The organism is Cellulosimicrobium funkei, from assembly GCF_004519295.1.
In the GTDB taxonomy this organism is placed as follows: domain Bacteria; phylum Actinomycetota; class Actinomycetes; order Actinomycetales; family Cellulomonadaceae; genus Cellulosimicrobium; species Cellulosimicrobium funkei.
Map to the genome: position 1 here is coordinate 218564 of NZ_SOZH01000007.1, position 20386 is coordinate 238949.

At 73.4% G+C, this 20386-nt stretch carries 17 protein-coding genes; 6 read left to right on the forward strand and 11 right to left on the reverse strand.

Translation table 11 applies throughout. From position 1 onward, the window contains the following. Positions 1-429: 429 nt before the first annotated feature. From E1O70_RS13180 to E1O70_RS13205, 6 genes are all read right to left on the reverse strand, one after another. Positions 430-1155 carry an ABC transporter ATP-binding protein gene (locus tag E1O70_RS13180; protein WP_061267488.1) on the reverse strand — a complete coding sequence of 242 codons (726 nt, stop codon included), beginning with the start codon at positions 1153-1155 and terminating at the stop codon, positions 430-432. A 3-nt stretch (positions 1156-1158) separates the two neighbouring features. Continuing rightward, positions 1159-2028, reverse strand: coding sequence for an ABC transporter permease (locus tag E1O70_RS13185; protein WP_061267487.1), 870 nt, complete (start codon positions 2026-2028; stop codon positions 1159-1161). After that, positions 2025-4037: a glycosyltransferase gene (locus tag E1O70_RS13190; RefSeq protein ID WP_061267486.1), complete on the reverse strand. Its 2013-nt coding sequence runs from the start codon at positions 4035-4037 to the stop codon at positions 2025-2027. The genes E1O70_RS13185 and E1O70_RS13190 overlap by 4 nt, the downstream gene beginning before the upstream one ends. Continuing rightward, on the reverse strand, positions 4034-5221 hold the full coding sequence (gene glf, locus E1O70_RS13195; protein ID WP_061267485.1) for a UDP-galactopyranose mutase: 1188 nt from the start codon (positions 5219-5221) through the stop codon (positions 4034-4036). Before glf ends, E1O70_RS13190 begins: the two co-directional genes overlap by 4 nt. 195 nt (positions 5222-5416) lie before the next feature. Continuing rightward, positions 5417-6265 (reverse strand): glycosyltransferase, encoded by an 849-nt coding sequence (locus E1O70_RS13200; protein ID WP_061267484.1) that lies wholly within the window; start codon positions 6263-6265, stop codon positions 5417-5419. Continuing rightward, a complete protein-coding gene (locus tag E1O70_RS13205) occupies positions 6262-7245 on the reverse strand; it encodes a glycosyltransferase (protein ID WP_240696695.1) in 984 nt (327 codons plus the stop codon). Before E1O70_RS13205 ends, E1O70_RS13200 begins: the two co-directional genes overlap by 4 nt. 137 nt (positions 7246-7382) lie before the next feature. Here E1O70_RS13205 and E1O70_RS13210 point away from each other — a divergent pair, with 137 nt between their 5' ends. Both E1O70_RS13210 and E1O70_RS13215 read left to right on the forward strand, forming a co-directional pair. Next, positions 7383-8663, forward strand: coding sequence for an LCP family protein (locus E1O70_RS13210; protein ID WP_240696696.1), 1281 nt, complete (start codon positions 7383-7385; stop codon positions 8661-8663). 4 nt (positions 8664-8667) lie between these two features. Beyond that, on the forward strand, positions 8668-10098 hold the full coding sequence (locus E1O70_RS13215; protein ID WP_082774383.1) for an LCP family protein: 1431 nt from the start codon (positions 8668-8670) through the stop codon (positions 10096-10098). 16 nt (positions 10099-10114) lie between these two features. Here E1O70_RS13215 and E1O70_RS13220 read toward each other — a convergent pair whose 3' ends face one another. From E1O70_RS13220 to E1O70_RS13230, 3 genes are all read right to left on the reverse strand, one after another. Then, positions 10115-12241 carry an acyltransferase family protein gene (locus E1O70_RS13220; protein WP_061267483.1) on the reverse strand — a complete coding sequence of 709 codons (2127 nt, stop codon included), beginning with the start codon at positions 12239-12241 and terminating at the stop codon, positions 10115-10117. A 153-nt stretch (positions 12242-12394) separates the two neighbouring features. After that, the gene (gene purE / locus E1O70_RS13225) at positions 12395-12913 is read right to left on the reverse strand and encodes a 5-(carboxyamino)imidazole ribonucleotide mutase (protein ID WP_061267482.1); all 519 of its coding nucleotides are present in this window, start codon (positions 12911-12913) and stop codon (positions 12395-12397) included. Next, complete coding sequence (locus E1O70_RS13230; RefSeq protein WP_061267525.1) at positions 12910-14151, reverse strand: 5-(carboxyamino)imidazole ribonucleotide synthase; 1242 nt, start codon at positions 14149-14151, stop codon at positions 12910-12912. The genes purE and E1O70_RS13230 overlap by 4 nt, the downstream gene beginning before the upstream one ends. Positions 14152-14261: 110 nt before the next feature. Here E1O70_RS13230 and E1O70_RS13235 point away from each other — a divergent pair, with 110 nt between their 5' ends. Next, complete coding sequence (locus E1O70_RS13235) at positions 14262-14813, forward strand: GtrA family protein (RefSeq protein WP_061267481.1); 552 nt, start codon at positions 14262-14264, stop codon at positions 14811-14813. 21 nt (positions 14814-14834) lie between these two features. Here the strand turns inward: E1O70_RS13235 and E1O70_RS13240 are convergent, their stop codons facing one another. Then, positions 14835-16166, reverse strand: a complete 1332-nt coding sequence (locus tag E1O70_RS13240) for an ATP-binding protein (protein ID WP_061267480.1) — start codon at positions 16164-16166, stop codon at positions 14835-14837. A 43-nt stretch (positions 16167-16209) separates the two neighbouring features. Continuing rightward, positions 16210-16893 carry a response regulator transcription factor gene (locus tag E1O70_RS13245; protein ID WP_031316534.1) on the reverse strand — a complete coding sequence of 228 codons (684 nt, stop codon included), beginning with the start codon at positions 16891-16893 and terminating at the stop codon, positions 16210-16212. Between the two features lie 104 nt (positions 16894-16997). Here E1O70_RS13245 and E1O70_RS13250 point away from each other — a divergent pair, with 104 nt between their 5' ends. The 3 genes from E1O70_RS13250 to E1O70_RS13260 all read left to right on the forward strand — a co-directional run bounded on the left by E1O70_RS13250 (position 16998) and on the right by E1O70_RS13260 (position 20371). Further along, positions 16998-18554 carry a sensor histidine kinase gene (locus E1O70_RS13250; RefSeq protein WP_082774381.1) on the forward strand — a complete coding sequence of 519 codons (1557 nt, stop codon included), beginning with the start codon at positions 16998-17000 and terminating at the stop codon, positions 18552-18554. A 42-nt stretch (positions 18555-18596) separates the two neighbouring features. Further along, positions 18597-19331 (forward strand): response regulator, encoded by a 735-nt coding sequence (locus tag E1O70_RS13255; RefSeq protein WP_051876517.1) that lies wholly within the window; start codon positions 18597-18599, stop codon positions 19329-19331. 218 nt (positions 19332-19549) lie between these two features. Continuing rightward, positions 19550-20371 carry an ABC transporter ATP-binding protein gene (locus tag E1O70_RS13260; protein WP_021482458.1) on the forward strand — a complete coding sequence of 274 codons (822 nt, stop codon included), beginning with the start codon at positions 19550-19552 and terminating at the stop codon, positions 20369-20371. Positions 20372-20386: the final 15 nt, after the last annotated feature.

A 20386-nucleotide genomic window follows, 5' to 3' on the forward strand; every position in this document is an offset into this window, starting at 1 on the left:
TCCTTGGTCGTCCTGAGTCCTCCCGCGTCGGCCCGCGTCGACCCCTGAGCGGGGGGGCGTGGACGACGGGCGCTCCTCGGTCCGCGCCACCCGCCGCGCCGAGGGCTTCCCGGAGCGGACCGTCGCGTCCTGTCGCCAGCGTCCGGCTGCGCCCGAGGCGGGTGGTCGAGGGCGGCCCCGGGCCTCAGCCCGTCGCACGGGGAAGCCAGGTCCCCGAGCCCAGGCGCCGCGAAGGGGCGCAGCTCGTCGTCCACGCGCCGACGGGAGCGCACGGCTCGACGCGTGTCGGGGATCGCACGGCGACGAGCGACGGGGCCCCGCGCGTGGCGGGTGTCGACCCGGCGGCGCGCAGCACGACGACGCCGAGCGGCCCACCCGTAGGCGGACCGCTCGGCGTCCTCTGCCGGCGTCGTCCCCGGCGTCACTCCGTCAGTGCGACGACCTCATGCGCTCGACGATCTCCACCGTCGGCCCGTCCCCGGTCAGCACCCCGCCCTCGAGGAGGACGCCCCGGTCGCACAGCTTGGCGACCATGTCGAGGTCGTGGCTGACGATCACCAGCGTGCGTCCCTCGTCGCGCAGCGAACGCACGCGGTCGAGGCACTTGCGCTGGAACGGCTCGTCGCCCACCGCGAGGATCTCGTCGATGAGGAACACCTCGGGGTCGCTGTGCACCGCCACCGCGAAGGCGAGCCGGAGGAACATGCCCGAGGAGTAGAACTTCACCTCGGTGTCGATGAACCGCTCGATCTCGCTGAACGCGACGATGTCGTCGAACCGTCGGGTGATGTCCTCCTCGGACATGCCGAGGATCGCACCGTTCAGGTAGACGTTCTCCCGCCCGCTGAGGTCCGGGTGGAAGCCCGCACCGACCTCGATGAGCCCGGCGACCCGGCCGCGGGTCCGCACGGTGCCCCGGTCGGGCTTCAGCACACCGGAGATGAGCTTGAGCAGCGTCGACTTGCCTGACCCGTTGAAGCCCAGGAGCGCGACCGTCTCGCCCTCGTCGATGGTCAGGTCCAGCGTGCTGAGCGCGACGAACTCGTCCGCCAGACGCTGGCGCCGGATCGACGACATCGCGAGCTCCTTGAGGGAGCGGTTGTGCCGGAGCGTGAACGTCTTCTCGACGCCTCGCACCTCGATGCTTGACACCATGTCCTACAGCTCCTGTGCGAAGCGCCCCTCGAGACGCTTGAAGACGGACTGCCCGGCGAACAGCACCAGGAGCGAGATGACGAGCCCTGCGACCGCGAACAGCCACAGGTGCGGCGGCATCTCGACCGTGCCGCTCGTGGTCCCCGGGTACCAGAACGCGTAGTGGAACAGCTCGACCGCCGCGGTGAGAGGGTTGAGCTGGTAGACGACGAACAACCACTCGGGCACGACGTCGCGCACCGCCTGCCACGGGTACAGCACCGGGCTGAGCCAGGTCGCGACCATGACGATGAGGTCGACGAAGTTCTCGGCGTCGCGGTAGAACACGTTGACCGCGCCGAACAGCAGTCCGAGACCCAGGGCGAGCACCGCGACGATGCAGAAGCCCAGCAGCCCCGCGCCCAGCTCGGCGGCGTTGGGACGCCAGCCGAACAAGATCGCCCCGACGAGGAGCACGAGCAGCTGCGGGAAGAAGTGCACCGCGGAGACCCACAGCGACGAGACCGGGAACAGCTCGCGCGGGAGGTAGATCTTCCGCACGAGCGCGGCGTTGCCGACGACCGAGCGCGTGGCGTTCGAGAATCCCTCGCCGAAGAAGTTGACGACGACGATCCCCGAGAAGAGGTAGACGGCGTAGTCCTCGACCCCCTTGCTCAGGCCGAGGAACAGCCCGAGCGCGAGGTAGAAGACGATGAACTGGACCGCCGGCTTGACGTAGGACCAGAGCATCCCGAGGACCGAGCCCCGGTAGCGGACACGCAGCTCCTTCTTGACGACGAGACGCAGGAGGAACCTGTGCCTGACGACGTCGAGGAGCCCGTGCCCGCGACCGGGCTCGACCAGAGGGCGCTCTTCTGCGGCGGCCGTGCTCACCGCTGTGCAGGGGGGTTGGCCGCGAACGTGCGCTCCCACTCCTCCACCGAGGTGATCACGGGAAGCGCGTCACGGTAGGCGCTGCGGAGCTCGGCCCATCGTGCGAAGAGCTGCGCGTGCAGCTTCAGACCCTCCGTGAGCATCTCGCGGACGACCCGGGGGTCCCGGCGGTGCCAGGACGCACCCGTGCCCTCGGCGTTGGACACGATGGCGCTGTCGTACTGCGACAGCCGCCACCAGCGCGCGTCCTGGTGGGACACGAGGGTCTGCGGGCGGTCGGCCCGCTCGTCGTCGACGGGCACGACGATCTGGCGCACCATCGTCTTGGCCGCCCACGGCACGAGCGCCACCCGGCTCGGCATCTGGACCCCACGGCCCTTGTTGCGCGGCTTGCTCGGCGCCGGCGCCGGGAAGGCGTCCGCGTCGGGCGCGTACCGCGCGTCGCTGAAGTCCTGCACCATGCCACGGATCTCGGGCAGCTTGGAGCCGATGATCCCGTGCAGCTGCTCCGGCCCGGCGAGCACGTCGCGCATCGCCATGAGTCGTCCGCGCTCGGAGAAGTACTGCATGGAGATGAGGTGCTTGACGTCCATGTACGTCGACTCGCGGAGGACGCGCCCACCGCGCTCGTACAGGGAGTACAGGAGGGTCGTGATGAGGCGGTTGCGCTCGTGGAAGTACGCCTGCCACCCGACGAGGTCGTCCTTGTCCGCCCACGAGACGTGCCAGACGGCCGCACCCGGCAGAGAGACGGTCGGGTAGCCGTGCGCACGAGCGCGCAGACCATACTCCGCGTCGTCCCACTTGATGAAGACCGGCAGCGAGAGCCCGATCTCGCGGATCACCTCGACCGGGATCAGGCACATCCACCAGCCGTTGTAGTCCACGTCGACACGGCGGTGGAGCCATGGCGTCGCACGCAGGCCCGAGGATCCGAAGTCGTGGCCGTTCTCCATGTCCGCGTGCGGGAGCCCCGGCTGGATGCGCCACGGCTCGACGACCTCGCCGAAGGTGTGCAGCACCGACCGGTTGTACATGTCGAACATGTGCCCGCCGACGATGGTCGGCTTGCGCGTGAAGTCCGCGAAGCTCACCAGCCGAAGGATGCTCTCGGGCTCGAGCACGATGTCGTCGTCGAGCAGGATGACGTAGTCGCTCTTCCCCGACTGCAGCGTCTCGTACATGCCGCGGGAGAAGCCGCCCGAGCCGCCGATGTTGCCCTGCTCGACGAGCTTGAGCTGCGGGCCCATCTCGGCCTCGAGCTCCGGGAAGCCGTCCTGGTCGCGCACGCGCTGGGTGCCCTGGTCGACGACGATCAGCTCGTCGAGGATCTCGCGCACCTCGGGGCTCTCCGCCACCGTCCGGATGGTCTCGAGGCAGTAGTCCGCGCGGTTGAACGTGGTGATGCCGACGCTCGTCGTGCCCTCGCGGCGGGCGGCCGCGTCCACGGACCACTCGGCGTGGGAGAGGAGCAACGGCTCCGCCCCCCCGATCAGGTCGAACCAGTACCAGCCGCCGTCGCCGAACTGGGCGAGCGAGAGGTCGAGGTCCGTCGTCGTGTCGCCGGACACCTGGACCGACGTGACGCGCTGCTGGACCCCGCGGGCGTTCGAGCGGTACACCGTCACGGAGCCGGGACCCGAGGTGGCCACGGTGAGGCGGACGGACTCCACGACGGTCCAGCGGCGCCAGTAGCTGGCCGGGAAGGCGTTGAAGTAGGTCGCGAAGGAGATGCGGCGGCCGGGGCGGACGAGCATGGAGAAACGCCCGTTGATGTCCTGCGACCGGACCTGCTCGCTCGAGCGGGAGAACGAGTCGCTCTGCTGCGACCGGCTCCACAGGGACTCGAGGTCGGTCTGGATCTGCCGAGCCCGCATCTCGCCCGCCTCGACGTACAGCGGGAGGCTGTCGGAGTCGGCCTCGATCGGGAGGATCACGCGCTGGACGATCCGGTGCTCGACGCTCTCGGCCGCTTCGTCCGTCGCGGTCTGCTGGGTCTGGGTGCTCATGCGTCAACGCCCCCGCTCTCGATGCTCGTCCCGCGGGCGAAGTGCGGAGCGAGCTTGTTGTCGACCATCGACAGTGCCGAACCGATGGCCATGTGCATGTCCAGGTACTTGTACGTGCCGAGCCGGCCGCCGAAGAGGACGTCCTTCTCACCGGCCGCGAGGTCGCGGTACGCGAGCAGGCGCGCACGGTCCGCCGCCGTGTTCACGGGGTAGTACGGCTCGTCCGCCTTCTCCGCGAAGCGGGAGAACTCCCGCATGATCACGGTCTTGTCCGTGGGGTAGTCCCGCTCGGGGTGGAAGTGCCGGAACTCGTGGATGCGGGTGTACGGCACGTCGGCGTCGGCGTAGTTCATCACCGGGGTGCCCTGGAAGTCGCCGACGGGGAGCACCTCTTCCTCGAAGTCGAGCGTGCGCCACGAGAGGTCGCCCTCGGCGTAGTCGAAGTAGCGGTCGACCGGACCCGTGTAGACGACCGGCACGTTGCCGACGACGTTGCCCTTGCTCACCGGCTGGGACTCGTCGAAGAAGTCCACGCCGAGCCGGACCTCGATGTTCTTGTGGTCCGCCATGCGCTCGATCCACGCCGTGTAGCCGTCGACCGGCAGACCCTCGTGCGTGTCGTTGAAGTAGCGGTTGTCGTACGTGTAACGCACGGGCAGCCGGGAGATGATCGACGCCGGGAGGTCGCGGGGGTCGGTCTGCCACTGCTTGGCGGTGTACTCCCGGATGAACGCCTCGTACAGCGGTCGGCCGATGAGGGACACGCCCTGCTCGTCGAGGTTCTCCGGCTTCTTGTCCCCCAGCTCCGCCGAGAGCTCCTTGACCAGCGCCCGCGCGGCGTCCGGTCCGTGCGCCGACCGGAAGAACTGGTTGATCGTGCCGAGGTTGATCGGCATCGGGAAGACCTCGCCCCGGTGCGTGGTGTACACGCGGTGGACGTAGCTCGTGAACGCCGTGAAGCGGTTCACGTACTCCCACACCCGCTCGTTGGAGGTGTGGAAGAGGTGGGCGCCGTACCGGTGGACCTCGATCCCCGTCGACTGCTCCGGCTCGCTGTAGGCGTTGCCGCCGATGTGGCTCCGCCGATCGATGACCAGGACCTTCCGGCCGTGCTCCTCGGCGATCCGCTCAGCGACGGTCAAGCCGAAGAAGCCTGAACCCACGACGACAAGATCCGCGTCCACACACACTCCTCAGTTGGTTTTGCAGCCACCAAAGCCTAGCGTGCAGGCGGCGCGCGCTCGGACGCCGGGGTCGGGGGCCGGCTTCCCTCACCGAACCTTCACCTCGGGCGCCCGCTCGGGCGGTGCACCGGGCCCGCAGGTGCCGTCGCGCCGGTGGCCGGGGCGTCGGTCCTCGGACGACGCCCCTGCTCGCTCTCATCCCCCGCCGTGCTTGCGGTGGGTGTAGGCCCCGTAGGCACGACGACGCACGGCCTCCGGCACGAGCCGGTAGCCCCCGCGGACGACCGAGTTCCGCAGCTCCTGGGCCGGGGTCGTGATCCCGATGCTCCGCAGCCGACGCTGGAGCTCGAGCTCCGAGCGCAGCAGCCGTGTCCCCCCGCGACGGGAGTACGACCCGGCACCCACCCGGTAGAGGACGAGCGGCTCCGGGACGTTGGCCGTGGCAGCACCGCCCGCGATCATGCGGGCGAACAGCCAGTAGTCCTCCATGAGCGGGAGGTCCTCGTAGCCTCCGGCCGCGGCGACGGCCGACCGGCGGTAGACGACCGACGGGTGGTTGAACGGCGAGCGGAAGCGGACGGCGCGCTCGATCTCCGCACCGGTGAGCGGCGGGACCCGCACCAGGTGGCCCTCGGCGACGCCCTCGTCCTCCGACTCGTCCTCGAACTCCTCGATCGCCGATCCGACGATGTCCAGCCCCGACTCGACGAGGGGAATCTGCCGCTCGAACCGGGCCGGACGGCTGATGTCGTCGGCGTCCTGCCGGGCGACGATCTCGTGCGCGCAGCGCTCGAGGCCCGCCTCGAGCGCGAGCGCGAGCCCGACGTTCCGCTCGAGCTCGACCAGCTCCACCGGGACCGGCGACCGGGCGGGCAGGGCCGCGAGGAGTGCGCGGAGCTCGGGGCCGACGGGACCGTCACGCACGATGACCACCTGCGCCGGCTGCCGGGTCTGCTCCGCGGTGACCGACTCGAAGGAGCGGCGGAGCTGCGCGACGACGTCCCCGCGGTAGACCGGGAGCAGCACCGAGAACGGGGCGCTCACCGTCCCCCCGTCCGCACGCCGTCCTCGATCGCGACGACCTCGTCTCCCCAGGGCGTCGCGCCCGCCAGCACCTGCGACGTCGGACGCGGGCCGCGCACGAGGCCGTCCCGGAGGCCGCGCGCGGCCGAGCGCACCAGGACCGAGCGCCGCGACGACCGGGCGAAGGTACGAGCCCACCGCCGCGCGGACGACCCCGCGTACAGCACGCGCTCCTCGGGTGCGAGAGCGGGCGAGCGAAGCAGCATCCAGAGCTTGTTGCGCACCTCGTAGTAGAAGCGCTCGCCCGGGTCGACGTCGGTCGCGCCGAAGGTCCGTGTCCGGTGCTCCACGACGGAGCCGGGGACGTACAGGCCGGTCCCGTGCCGCAGGAGGCGGCACGAGAACTCGAAGTCGTCGTTCCAGATGAAGTAGTCGGCGACGGGCAGCCCGTGGTGCCGGACGGCCCGGGCGTCGACCAGCATCGAGACGAAGGACGACGACCGCACCGGGAGCGAGCCGGCCTCCGCCGCGCGCGACAGGGCGCGGGGCGAGGCTCCGGGCCTCGTGCGGGGAGTGTTCATCGGGTGCTCGCGGCCGTCGTGCCAGACGACGCGGCTGCCCAGGAGCGCGACGGGCCCCGGGTAGGCAGCCCTCGCCTCGAGGAGCGCCTCGAGCGCACCGGGCAAGGGGATCGTGTCGTCGTCCATGAGCCAGACCAGGTCCGCGTCCATCGACTCGACGGCGTGCGCTATCCCGGCCGCGAAGCCGCCCGCGCCGCCCGTGTTGCGCGACATCTCGAGGACGGTCGCGCCGACGGGGTGCTCGCTGGCGACGACGGCGGAGTCGTCGTCCGAGCGGTTGTCCACCACGAGCACCGCGTCGACGGCGCGCGTCTGCCCCGCGAGGGCGTCGAGCGACTCGACGAGCAGGTCGCGCCGGTTGTACGCCACGACCACCGCGACCACCCGGGGCTCGGCGGACACCCCACCCGTTCTCGACACGACGAGCAGGCTACCGGACCGCGACCGGGCTCCAGCGCCGCCCCGGGGCGCCGGGCCGTCCGCCTGCACAAGTCCTCCACCACCCGCGCTCCGCGCGGGCGCCGCGCCGTTGCAGGGGCGGCCTATGCTCGACTCCCGTGACATCCCGCACCCGAGCCCAGGACCGCGCCGCGGCAGCCTCCGCGCCGCCGCGCGGGCCCGCGCACGCGCGGACGCTGCGCACCCACCGGGTGGCACGCACCGTCGGCATGGTGGCGACGGCGGTGCTCGCGTTCGGGGCCGTCGGGGGGGCGACGGCGCTGACGAGCATCCAGGGCAACATCACGTCGTCGAACGCGCTGGAGCTGGTGGAGGACCGGCCGGAGCAGACCGTCCCCGACCCCAGCGACCCCAACGCCGGCAAGCCGCTCAACGTCCTGGTCATGGGCTCCGACGCACGCGGAGGGGAGAACGGCCACGAGGTCGAGGGCGTCGAGGGCATGCGCTCGGACACCACGATCCTCGTGCACGTCTCTGCCGACCGCTCGCGCGTGGAGATGATCTCGATCCCGCGCGACTCGCGCGTCGACGTGCCGGCGTGCACCACGACGAACGGGAAGAAGACCGCGCCGGCGAACACGCGCTTCAACGCCGCGTTCGCCGACGGGGCGACGGTCGGCGGGGACGTCGACTCCGCCGCGGCGTGCACGGTGCAGACCGTCGAGAGCCTCACCGACGTGTACGTCGACGGCTTCGTCGTCGTGGACTTCGCGGGCTTCCAGAACATGGTGACCGCGATCGGCGGCGTTCCCATCTGCATCCCCGAGGCGATCGACTCCCCCAAGGCCGACCTGCAGCTCGCCGCCGGGTGGCAGACGCTCGACGGCGCCCAGGCGCTCGGGTTCGCCCGGGCACGCTACGGGGTCGGAGACGGGTCGGACCTCAGCCGCATCGGCCGCCAGCAGCAGCTCCTCGCCGCGACGGTCAACCAGGTGCTGTCGAAGAACCTGCTCTCGGACCTCGGGCAGATCTACGGGTTCGTGGACGCGGGCACCAAGTCGCTGACGATGAGCGACAACCTCTCGTCGATCCCGAGCCTCGCCGGGCTCGCCTTCAGCCTCCAGGGCGCGACCAGTGGCAACATCACCTTCATGACCGTTCCGAACGCGCCGGACCCGCGGGACCCCGACGCGAAGGTCGTCTGGACCTCGGAGGCCGACGAGCTGTGGGCGAAGGTGCGCGCCGACGAGCCGATCGTCGCGCCCGCTGCACCGGCCTCCCCGCCGGCGGACGACAGCGTGACCGACGCCCCGCCGGTCACGGAGGGAGACGACGCCCCCGCGCCGGACCCGGCCGCCACCGACCCGGCGCCGGTGCAGTCGAAGGAAGCCGGCAAGGAGGCGTTCTCCGCCGCCGACCAGACCTCGCAGTGCGGGTGACCCCATGACCGACCCACGCGACCCCCGGTCCTTGCCGCCGAGCTTCACGCCCCAGGGCGGTCGCTCGCCCCGGCCCTCGTCGGCCGACGACGCGATCGCCGTCGGGAACAGCGGTCGCCCCCGGCCGCCGGCGCGGTCGGTTCCCGACGACGCCGTCCGGGCCGAGCCGCGCATCCGACGTCAGTCGTCGCGAGAGATCCCGGTGACCCCGGCTCGCAAGGGGACGCCGCCGCCTGTGCCGCCCGCCGGACGCACGCGCTCCCGGAGCGAGCCCGCCGCGACGGCGCTGCCTCCGTCCGTCGCACCGGCGCGCTCTGCCGAGCGCTCGGCACCCGCTCGCGTCTCGTCGTCCCCGCACGCGAGCGCACGCGCCGCGACCGCGAGCCCGGGCCGTTCCACGGCGGCCTCTCGTCCGCGCCCGGCCGGGCCCGGCGGTCCGGGCGGCGGGCGGCCCCCGTCGGCCCTCGGGCCCTCTCGTCGCGGCGGCTTCCGCGTCCGCAAGGGCCGCGTCGTCGGCCTCGTCGCCGGCGTCGTCATCGTCGCGATCCTCGCGTGGCCCGTCGGCCTGCTCATCTGGGCCAACGGCAAGATCCAGCACGTGGAGGCGCTCTCCGGCGCTCCCGGCACCGCCGGCAACACCTACCTGCTCGCCGGGTCGGACGCGCGGGGCGACGGCATCAGCGAGGACGGCACCGAGGGCGCGCGCACCGACACGATCATGGTCCTCCACGCACCCCCGAGCGGCCCGGTCGCGCTCATCAGCCTGCCGCGCGACACGTACGCGGAGATCCCGGGGAACGGGTCGAGCAAGCTGAACTCGGCGTACTCCTGGGGCGGCCCGGCGCTGCTGGTGCAGACCGTCGAGCAGCTCACCGGTCTCACGGTGGACCACTACGTCGAGGTGGGGTTCGGCGGTGTCGAGGGGATCGTGGACGCCGTCGGCGGGGTCGAGCTGTGCCTCGACTACGACGTGGACGACCCGAAGAGCGAGCTCGTCTGGACAGCGGGCTGCCACGTCGCCGACGGGCACACGGCGCTCGCGTTCTCGCGGATGCGGTACTCCGACCCGAAGGGCGACATCGGGCGGGCCGAGCGCCAGCGCCAGGTCATCGGCGCGATCAGCTCGCAGGCCGCGAACCCCAGCATCCTCTTCCGCCCGGGCGACCAGGTCTCGCTCCTCGACTCCGGGCTGGGGGCGCTCACCGTCGACGAGAAGACCGGCGTCGTGGACCTGGGCAAGCTCGCGCTCGCGTTCCGCAAGGCCAACGGGCCGGACGGCATCACCGGCACCCCACCGATCTCGAACCCCGACTTCCGCCCCGGCGGCAACCTGGGGGCGACCGTGCAGCTCGACCCCGAGACGGTCGGCCAGTTCTGGGTCGACATCCGCGACGGCAACCTCGCACCCGGCCAGGTGGGCGGGCTGCCGCAGTAGCGGACCACGGACGGGGTCAGAAGACCGGCAGCACGTCCCGCACGCGTTCCTCGAGCACCGGGGCGATGGAGCGGACGTACGCCTGCGTCAGGTGGTTGTTGTCCCGATAGACCATGCGATTGCCCTGCACGTAGGGACACACCCCGTCGAAGCACACGATGTCGTTGAGATCGACGAGCGCGACGTTGGCGGGCAGCTCCATGTCGTCGGCCGGGCTCCGCACGTCGAGCACGCTGGTCGCCTCGACGGCGCAGACCGTCGGGTCGTTGCTGACGGCGACGCAGTCCGGAGCCGACTCCAGCAGCCACGGCGTGTCGCGGAGGGCGACCACCTGGACGCCCACGGCGTCGAGGGCCTCCCAGGCCCGCACGTACCCCGGCGGCACGAACTCGTTGCCCGGGATGCTGTCGTCGTTCCACGAGTACCGCGTCCCGATGGTGAAGACCGCGTCGGGCGGCGACTCGACGAGCTCCTCGACCACCTCGGTGTTCCAGTCCCGGCAGGACTGCCACGGGTTCTCCTCCGGGGTGTCCAGCGAGAACGGGCACCCGCCCTTGAGGTAGGTCACGACCCGGAACCCCGACACGGAGCCGATCCCGGACAGGGCGTCGACCCACTGCTCCGCGTGGGAGTTGCCGACGACCGCGACGACCGTCCGCGCCGTCTCGTCGCCGTAGGTGCACCGCACCACGGTCGTGTCCTCGTTGTAGGTGACGCACTCGTCCCGTGTCGGCAGCGCCACGTCGAACGGTGCGGTCACGGGGTCGGGGACCGGCGTGGCGTCCTTCTCGACGGAGAAGACCCCTGGCGCGGCCACCTCCATCGCCCCCGGGAACCCCTCGAAGCTCGCGGTGTCCACGGTGCTGAACGACCGCCGTTGGATCTCGAGCTGGCCGAACCACCCCAGCGGCAGCGCGACGGCGAGCGCGGCCGCGACCGCGACCGCGACTCGCAGGCCGCGCAGCCCGTCGGTCCGGGGACGTGGCGTGGCCGAACGGAGCGGGACCTCGACCCAGCGCCGGGTCGCGTAGGCGAGCGCCCCGGCGACGAGCAGCACCGCGGTGCCCGCGAGCCACCCCACGGGCCGGTCGCGCACGACGATCGCGAACACGAGCACCGGCCAGTGCCACAGGTAGAAGGTGTAGGCGTAGCCGCCCGCCCGCGCGACGGGCGTCGACGCGAGGAGGCGGGAGACGGAGCCCCGCGGGAGCCGTCCGTCGGACGTCGCACCGGCGAGCACGACGAGCGCGGCACCGGCGACGGGCACGAGCGCCGCGGGGCCGGGGAAGGACGAGCCGCCGTCCACGACGAGACCGGCGGCGAGCAGGACCGCGACGCCGACCCACCCGCCGACGACGCTCCACCCGCGCGAGACCCGCGCGCGCACGACCGCGAGCGCGAGCAGCGTCCCCGTGAGGTACTCCCACAACCGGGCGAAGGTGTCGTAGTACGCGAACGACTGGTCGAGACGCACGGAGACGAGGGCGTAGAAGAACGACGCGACGGCGAGGACGACCACCGTCGCGTGCACCGCCGAGAGCCGAGCGGGCGACGCCCACCGACGGGTGCACCACCAGACCGCGAGCAGCAGGAGCGGGACCCCGACGAAGACCTGGCCCTGGACCGACAGCGACCACACGTGCTGGAGCGGGCTCTGCATCGCGTCCGCGGCACCGTAGGTGTGCTCGCCGACGGCCAGCCGCCAGTTCTCCACGTAGAGGAGCGAGGCGAGGGTCTCTCCCGAGACGTCGCCCCACCGGGTACGCGGCAGCCACACCATGCTGGCGACGAGCACCGCCGCGAGCACGACGACGAGAGCCGGCAGCAGGCGCCGGGCAAGCCGGGGTAGATAGTCGCGCAGGCGGACGGGCGCCCCCCGGGCGAAGCTCCGGAGCAGTCCCCCGCCGACGAAGAACCCCGAGAGCATGAGGAAGACGTCCACGCCGCCGGAGACGCGGTGCACCCACACGTGGTAGACGGCGACCAGCAGCACGGCCACGGCGCGCAGGCCGTCCAGGTCGTGACGGTACCCGGCCGTCGCGGGCGCACCGGCCCCGCGAGGCCGCGCGTGCCGGCGCACCGGCGCGACCGCACCGCTGGCGCGGGCCTCCGAGAGGCCGGCGGCCCAGGGGGGTGGGGTCATGCTGGTCATCCTTGTCGAGGGGGCGGCGGCCTCGCCGACGCGTTCCCCCGGCGGGCGCACCGCACCCGCTCCTCGCGTCGCCGAGGATCCGTTCGAGGCTACCCGGTCGGCGCGCGTGCCCCGAAACGGACCACGCCGGTGGCGCCCGAGGCTTCAGAGGCCGGAGCGCGCCGCCCGCAGTCGCGCACCCTTGGCACGAGCCTGCTCCCCCAGGTCTGCCTGGAAGGCCACCATGCGCTCGCGCAGCCGCGCGGCGTCGTCGTCGGTGCCCGCGGCGAGGATGCGCGCGGCGAGCAGGCCCGCGTTGCGCGCGCCGCCGACGGACACCGTCGCGACGGGGACGCCCGCGGGCATCTGGACGATCGACAGCAGCGAGTCCATGCCGTCGAGGTGGCGCAGCGGCACCGGGACGCCGATGACGGGCAGGGGCGTGACGGCGGCGAGCATGCCCGGCAGGTGGGCCGCTCCCCCGGCGCCCGCGACGATCACGCGCAGGCCGCGCTCCGCGGCGGTGCGGCCGTAGTCGATCATCTCGACGGGCATCCGGTGGGCGGAGACGACGTCGACCTCGACGGGCACGTCGAACTCGGCCAGCGCGTCGGCGGCGGCCTCCATGACGGGCCAGTCGGAGTCCGACCCCATGACGATGCCGACGACGGGGTTCTGGCTCATGCGCGCTCCTCGCTCGGGTCGGTCGCGGGGCGCTCGCCCCGCAGGGTCGCGGCGGCGGCCAGCGCCCGGCGCCGGACGTCGTCCAGGTCGTCGCCGCTCACGTTGACGTGGCCGAGCTTGCGCCCGCGGCGCACGCCCTTGCCGTAGAGGTTGACCCGGGCGTCGGGGAACGCGGCGAGGACGTCGGGCAGCGCGTCGGTGAGCTCGTCGAAAGTCGAGCCGAGGACGTTCGCCATCACGGTCCAGCGCGCGGTCGCCGCGGTGTCGCCGAGCGGGAGGTCCAGGACGGCCCGCAGGTGCTGCTCGAACTGGCTCGTCATCGCGCCGTCGATCGTCCAGTGGCCGGAGTTGTGGGGACGCATCGCGAGCTCGTTCACGAGCACGCGCGGGCCGTCCTCCCCCGCGACCTCGAACATCTCGACCGCGAGCACCCCCGTGACGCCGAGCCCCTCGGCGATCCGCACGGCGGCGTCGCGCGCACGCTGCGCCTCGCCGTCGGTCAGACCGGGCGCGGGCGCGATCACCTCGGCGCACACGCCGTCGCGCTGGATCGACTCCACGACGGGCCACGTGCGCACCTCGCCCCGCCCGTCCGCGCCGCCGCTCGGGCGCCGGGCGACGAGCACGGCGAGCTCGCGCGCGAACGGGACCTTCTCCTCGACGAGGAGCTCGGGGCCGTCCGTTGCGGCGGCCTCGATCCACTCCGCCACCTGCTCGGGGCCGCCCTCCGCGGCCGAGACCACGCGGACGCCCTTGCCGTCGTACCCGCCGCGCGCCGTCTTCACCACGGCCTCGCCCCCGACCTCGGCGAGGAAGCCGGTGAGCGCTGCCCGCGCCGCCGTCGGGTCCGTGGGGAGCGCGGCCCAGCGCGGGCACGGCACGCCGAGCTCGGTGAGCCGGCGCCGCATGACGATCTTGTCCTGGGCGTGGACGAGCGCGTCCGGGCCCGGGCGCACGGGCGTGCCGTGCTCGAGGAGGTCGGTGAGCAGCGCGTTCGGGACGTGCTCGTGCTCGAACGTCAGGACGTCCGCCGGGGCGGCGCCCGCGGGGGCGATGAGGGAGCGGACCGCGGCCTCGTCGGACGCGACGCCGACGGGCGCGTCCACGACGACCTGGGCCGCGGACGAGTCCGCGGCCTCCACGAGCACGCGAAGGTGCACGCCGAGCTCTCCGGCCGCGGGGGCCATCATGCGTGCGAGCTGTCCTCCGCCGACCACGGCGATCACTGGGGCTGCCACGTGCACCCACCCTAGTGCCTGGCCGCGGGGCGGCCCTCCTCGGACCGCCCGTCGGACGGAGGACCGACAGCACCCGGGCAAGGCCCAGGACCGGCCGGTAGCCTCGAGGGGTGGTGAGCGACCTGGACCGGCGAGCGGAGACGTCCGCGACGTCCGGGTCGCGCCGCGAGCGCGTCCTCGCCCGGGTCCGCGAGCTCGCGAAGTTCGGGTCGGTCGGCGCGCTCGCGTACGTCGTCGACCTGGGCCTGTTCAACCTGCTCAGCTTCGGCCCGGGCGAGCTCCTCGGGCACAAGCCGCTCACCGCGAAGATCGTCTCCGTCGCCGTCGCGACGCTCGTGGCGTGGGTCGGCAACCGGTACTGGACGTTCTCGGACCGGCGCACGCAGTCGCGCGGGCGCGAGCTCGCGGCGTTCGTCGTCGTCAACGTGGGCGGCATGCTCATCGCCGTGGGGTGCCTCGCGATCTCGACGTACGCGCTCGGGCTGACGTCGCCGCTCGCCAAGAACGTCTCGGCGAACGTCGTGGGGCTCGCCCTGGGCACGGCGTTCCGCTACGTGGCGTACCGCCACCTCGTCTTCACGGGAGACCGCCCCGACGCCGCGACCCCGGCGAAGACCGCCGACGACGCGGCCCGCCCACCAGCGGACGTGCGGGCCGACTGAGCCGCCCACGTCCCGGACGCGTCAGCCGCGTCGACGCCGACGCCGACCGCCGGCCGCGACCACCGTCCCCGTCGGCAGCACGACGCGCGGGTCGAGGCGCCGCGGCACCCCCGCGAGGAAGAGCGCGAAGACCGCGGGCCGACGCTGCGCGAGCTCCAGGCGGCCGCCGTCGGACGCGGCGAGGTCCCGGGCGAGCGCGAGGCCGAGGCCGGTCCCCGCGCCCGAGGTGACCTCGCGCTCGAAGATGCGCGGCGCGAGGTCGTCGGGGACGCCCGCGCCCTCGTCGGACACCTCGGTGACGATGGCGCCGCTCGTGCCGGACGGGCGCGCGCGGACGGTCGTCGTGCCGCCGCCGTGCTTGAGGGAGTTCTCGATGAGCGTGGCCAGCACCTGCGCGAGCGCGCCGGGCGTCGCGAGCACCTGGTACTCGGGCGGCACGTCGACGACGAGCCGGCGCCCCGCCTTCGCGAACGTCGGCACCCACTCCTCCTCCTGCTGGTGCACGACGTCGAGCAGGCTCACCGCCTCCGTCGTCCCGCCCTGCGCGCGCCGCGACGACGCGAGGAGGTCGTCGACGACGCCGACGAGGCGCTCGACCTGCTCGAGAGAGATCCGCGCCTCCTCCTGGACGGCCGGGTCGTCGGACGCGAGGGAGATCTCCTCGAGCCGCATGCTCAGGGCCGTGAGGGGCGTGCGGAGCTGGTGCGACGCGTCCGCCGCGAACTGGCGCTCCGCGGCGAGCCGGCCCGCGAGCCGGTCGGAGCTGCGCGCGAGCTCGGCGGCGACGAGGTCGATCTCCTCGACGCCCGAGGGTTCGAGCCGTGGGCGCACCTGCCCCGAGCCGAGCTGCTCCGCCGACGCCGCGAGATACACGAGCGGCGCGGCGATGCGGTTCGCCTGCCACACGGCCATCCCGATGCCCGCCGCGAACGCGACGATCGCCGCGGCCACGACGAGCAGCACGACCTGCGCGGCCCGGAGGTAGGCGTCCCAGTAGGAGACGGTGAGGGTCACGAGCGCGCCGGAGTCGGAGTGCAGGGGCTGCTCGATCTCGCGGCCCGTGACCTCGTCGCCCGCCGTGAGCACCGTGCCGTCGGGCAGCGCGACGTAGACGTGCGCCGGGGGGTCGCTCGCGCGGGGCTGGACCGCGTCCTCGATGACGTGGTCCGGGATCTCGTCACCCGTCGCGAGGCGCGCGTCGATGGACCGGGAGAGGCGCTCGACGCGCGAGGAGAGGTCGTCGACCTCGCCCTGGAGCACGAACCGGGCGCCGTAGAAGGCGAGGGGGAACCCGAGGAGGATCACGGCGACGGCCACGGCCGCCACCGTCGCCTGCAGCATCCGACGCCGCACGCTGCTCCTCGCTCCCCGTGTCCCTCGTCCCGTCAGGGGACGGTCAGCTCTCGCCGGTCTCGAAGCGGAAGCCGAGGCCCCGGACGGTCGAGATGTAGCGCGGCGCGTTGGCGTCGTCGCCGAGCTTGCGGCGCAGCCACGACACGTGCATGTCGAGCGTCTTCGTCGAGCCGACGGGCTCCGAGCCCCACACGTCGCGCATCAGGGCGTCGCGGACGACGACCGAGCCCGCGCTCGCGACGAGCACGCGCAGCAGCTCGAACTCCTTGGTGGTCAGGTGGAGCTCCCGCTCGCCCTGGAACGCCCGGTGCGCGGAGACGTCGATGCGGACGTCCTGCGCCGCGAGCTCCTCCTCGTCGACCTGCTCGCCGTGCGAGCGGCGCAGGAGCGCCCGGACCCGGGCGAGGAGCTCCGCGAGGCGGAACGGCTTGGTGACGTAGTCGTCGGCGCCCGCGTCGAGCCCCACGACGAGGTCGACCTCGTCGGCGCGCGCGGTGAGCACGAGCACGGGCGTGGTCAGGCCCTTGTGACGGATCTCGCGTGCGACGTCGAGGCCGTCCATGTCCGGAAGGCCCAGATCGAGCACCACGATGTCCGCACCGCTGGCCGAGTCGATCGCCCCTTGACCAGTTCCTTGGACGACGACGTTGTAACCCTCACGTGTCAGTGCGCGCGCCAAAGGTTCGGCAATCGCCGGGTCGTCCTCCGCTAGCAGTACGTGGGTCATTCGCTCATGCTAGGGCATCAGTACGACTTCGGTCCCATCGTGCCCGGTGAACTCTGCGACCCTGGTCGGACGTCGCGCGACCGCCCGCTGCCTAGGCTGGACGCATGGGTTGGTACGAGCGCCTCGGGCAGTGGTCCGACGAGCACCGCTTCGGTGTGGACCTCACCGTCACGCTCGTCCTCGCGGTGGTGTTCGTGCCCGCGTCGGCGGCGTTCTCCGCGTCGGGCGCGAGCGGCGTCGGCACGAGCGGCGGCTGGGCCGCGTTCTGGGCCGTGCTGCTCCTCACGCCGCTCCCCTGGCGACGCTCGCACCCGCTCGCGTCGGCGGTCACGGTGTACTCGGTCGCGCTCGTGCACCTGCTCGCGGGCTACCTCCTCATCTTCCCCGCCGACTTCGCCGTCCTCGTCGCGCTCTACTCGGTCACGGTCTACGGGCCGCGCTGGGCCCACCGCACCGCGATCGTCGCCTCGCTCGTCGGCGCGGTGGTCCTGGGCGTCGCGCTCGGGCTGCTCTCGGGCCGGCTCCAGGACCTCGCGCTCATGGTGTTCCTCACGTCCGCGTTCGGCGGCATGACGTTCCTCGCCGTCTGGGCGTTCGGCCTCGTGCGGCGGTCGCGGCGCGAGACGATCGCCGCGCTCGTCGACCGCGCCGAGCGCCTCGAGGTCGAGCGCGACCAGCAGGCCCAGATCGCGACCGCCGCCGAGCGGGCGCGCATCGCCCGCGAGATGCACGACATCGTGGCCCACTCGCTGTCCGTCATCATCGCCCAGGCCGACGGCGGTCGGTACGCCGCCGCCAACGACCCCGACGCCGCGGCCCGCGCGCTCGCGACCGTCTCCGAGACGGGACGCACCGCCCTGGCCGACATGCGTCGTCTGCTCGGCGTGCTGCGGTCCGAGCCGCCGCGCCCGCCCGCGCCGGGGGCCGCCGTCGGGCCCGCGGGCACCCTGGCGCTGCCCGCGGGGCGCGGCGGTGCCCCCGGCCCGGGCTCGCCGTCCGGACCCGGTGCGGCCACGCAGCAGCTCCCGGGGAACCCGCCGCCGGCCGCGCTCGAGCGTGCGCCGCAGCCCGACGCCGCCGACCTCGAGAGCCTCGTGGCCCAGGTGCGCGACAGCGGGATGCGCGTGTCGTTCGTGCGCGTGGGCGAGGCGCGCACCCTGCCGCCCGGGGCCGGGCTCACGGTCTACCGCGTCTGCCAGGAGGCGCTCACCAACGTCCTCAAGCACGCGGGGCCGGACCCGGAGGTCACGGTCGTCGTGCGCTGGGGCGCCACGACCCTCGACCTCGAGGTCGAGGACGACGGCCGGGGCGCCTCCAGCGCGGCGGAGGCCCGGCAGGACGCCCGCTCCGGCGGCTACGGCGTGCTCGGCATGCGTGAGCGGGCCGCGCTCTTCGGCGGGTCCGTCCAGGTGGGGCCGCGCGCGGGCGGCGGCTTCCGCGTGCACCTGCGCCTGCCCGTGCCGCCGGTCCCCGGTCGCTCGCCCGCGCCGCCCGGCCCCGCGCCGTCGGGCCCCGTGCCGCCGGGGACCGTGCCGCCGGGGACCGTGCCGTCGGGGCCCGCGCTGCCGGGCAGGTCGGGACCGTCGGGCAGGATGGGACCGGGCAGGACGGCCGCGGGACCGGCTCCGGGCCTGTTCGCCCCGCCCCCGCCGCCCCCCTGACCCGCGCGCGAGCCCTCCGACCGGACCGACCGACAGGACACCATGACCGACGCCCTCCCCGTGCCCGGCGACGCGTACGCCACCGAGCCGCACGCTCCCGTGCGCATCGCGCTCGTCGACGACCAGCAGCTCGTGCGCGCGGGATTCCGCATGGTGATCGACTCCCAGCCCGACCTCACGGTCGCCGTCGAGGCGGGCGACGGGCTCCAGGCGCTGCGCCTGCTCGCGGACCACCCGGTCGACGTCGTGCTCATGGACGTGCGCATGCCGCACCTCGACGGGCTCCAGACGACGGCCCGCCTCACCGCGGCGGCGGCCGACGGCGCGCACGCCCCGAAGGTCATCGTCCTCACGACGTTCGACCTCGACGAGTACGTGCTCGAGGCCATCCGCTCGGGCGCGAGCGGCTTCCTGCTCAAGGACGCACCGCCGGAGGAGATGCTGGCCGCGATCCGGACGGTGCACCGCGGCGACGCGGTCATCGCGCCGTCGTCCACGCGGCGCCTGCTCGAGCACCTCGTGACGGCGCTGCCCGCCGAGCAGGTCCAGGACTCGCCCGCGCACGCGGCCGTCGAGGGCCTCACCGAGCGCGAGCGCGAGGTGCTCGTGCTCATGGCGCGCGGCCGCTCCAACACCGAGATCGCGAGCGACCTGTTCGTCGCCGAGGCGACGGTCAAGACCCACGTCGGGCGCATCCTCGCCAAGCTCGGCGCGCGCGACCGCGTGCAGGCCGTCGTGACGGCCTACGAGACGGGGCTCGTGCGCCCCGGCGCCTGACCCGCTCCGCCCGCGCCCCACCGGTCGCCGACCGGTGGGGCGCCGTCGTGTCCACCCTGGGCGGGGGACGTCTACGACCAGAGGATGACCCCGCCCGCGGCCATGACCCGACCATCGCCGGACGCGGTGGGCCGGGCCCCCTCCGTAGCGTCGTCCACGATCCCGACGCACGCCCGTGACCACCGGTCCGCGTGCGGCACGACGAACCAGGAGACGACGTGGACACGACCGTGTACCGACCCACCGACCCGGCCCCCGCCGGCCCGCCCGCGGTGCGGGCCCGCACGCTGCGCAAGACCTACGGCACGGGCGAGGCGGCGGTGCACGCGCTCGACGGCGTCGACGTGGACTTCGAGCGCGGGCACTTCACGGCCATCATGGGGCCGTCGGGCTCGGGCAAGTCGACGCTCATGCACCTGCTCGCGGGCCTCGACACCGCGACGAGCGGGCACGCCTTCATCGGGGACACTGAAGTCACGGGGCTCAACGACAACGCGCTCACGCAGCTGCGCCGCGACCGCGTGGGCTTCGTGTTCCAGTCGTTCAACCTCCTGCCGATGTTCACGGCGGAGCAGAACATCACGCTCCCCGTCGAGCTCGCGGGCGGCAAGGTCGACCGTGCGTGGTTCGAGACGCTCGTGCGCACGCTCGGCCTCGAGGCGCGCCTGAGCCACCGCCCGAGCGAGCTGTCCGGCGGGCAGCAGCAGCGCGTCGCCATCGCGCGCGCCCTCATCGCCGGCCCGGAGGTCGTGTTCGCCGACGAGCCGACGGGCAACCTCGACTCGCGCTCGGGCGCGGAGGTGCTGAGCTTCCTGCGCCGCTCGGTGCGCGAGCTCGGCCGCACCATCATCATGGTCACGCACGACCCGACGGCCGCGGCGTACGCGGACCGCGTCGTGCTCATCGCCGACGGGCGCATCGCGGGCGACATCACCGACCCGACGCCCGAGTCGGTGCTCGCGGGGCTCGACGCGCTCCGCACGCTCGACGCCGGCACCGACGGTCCCGCCCCGACGGCGTCGCAGGCGGTGCGCGCCTGATGTTCCGGCTCACCC

Excerpts from the sequence above, each read along its gene's own strand:
- E1O70_RS13180 (WP_061267488.1), bottom strand. The coding sequence starts at position 1,155 with ATGGTGTCAAGCATCGAGGTGCGAGGCGTCGAGAAGACGTTCACGCTC.
- E1O70_RS13190 (WP_061267486.1), bottom strand. The coding sequence starts at position 4,037 with ATGAGCACCCAGACCCAGCAGACCGCGACGGACGAAGCGGCCGAGAGC.
- E1O70_RS13215 (WP_082774383.1), top strand. The coding sequence starts at position 8,668 with ATGACCGACCCACGCGACCCCCGGTCCTTGCCGCCGAGCTTCACGCCC.
- E1O70_RS13220 (WP_061267483.1), bottom strand. The coding sequence starts at position 12,241 with ATGACCCCACCCCCCTGGGCCGCCGGCCTCTCGGAGGCCCGCGCCAGC.
- purE (WP_061267482.1), bottom strand. The coding sequence starts at position 12,913 with ATGAGCCAGAACCCCGTCGTCGGCATCGTCATGGGGTCGGACTCCGAC.
- E1O70_RS13245 (WP_031316534.1), bottom strand. The coding sequence starts at position 16,893 with ATGACCCACGTACTGCTAGCGGAGGACGACCCGGCGATTGCCGAACCT.
- E1O70_RS13250 (WP_082774381.1), top strand. The coding sequence starts at position 16,998 with ATGGGTTGGTACGAGCGCCTCGGGCAGTGGTCCGACGAGCACCGCTTC.
- E1O70_RS13255 (WP_051876517.1), top strand. The coding sequence starts at position 18,597 with ATGACCGACGCCCTCCCCGTGCCCGGCGACGCGTACGCCACCGAGCCG.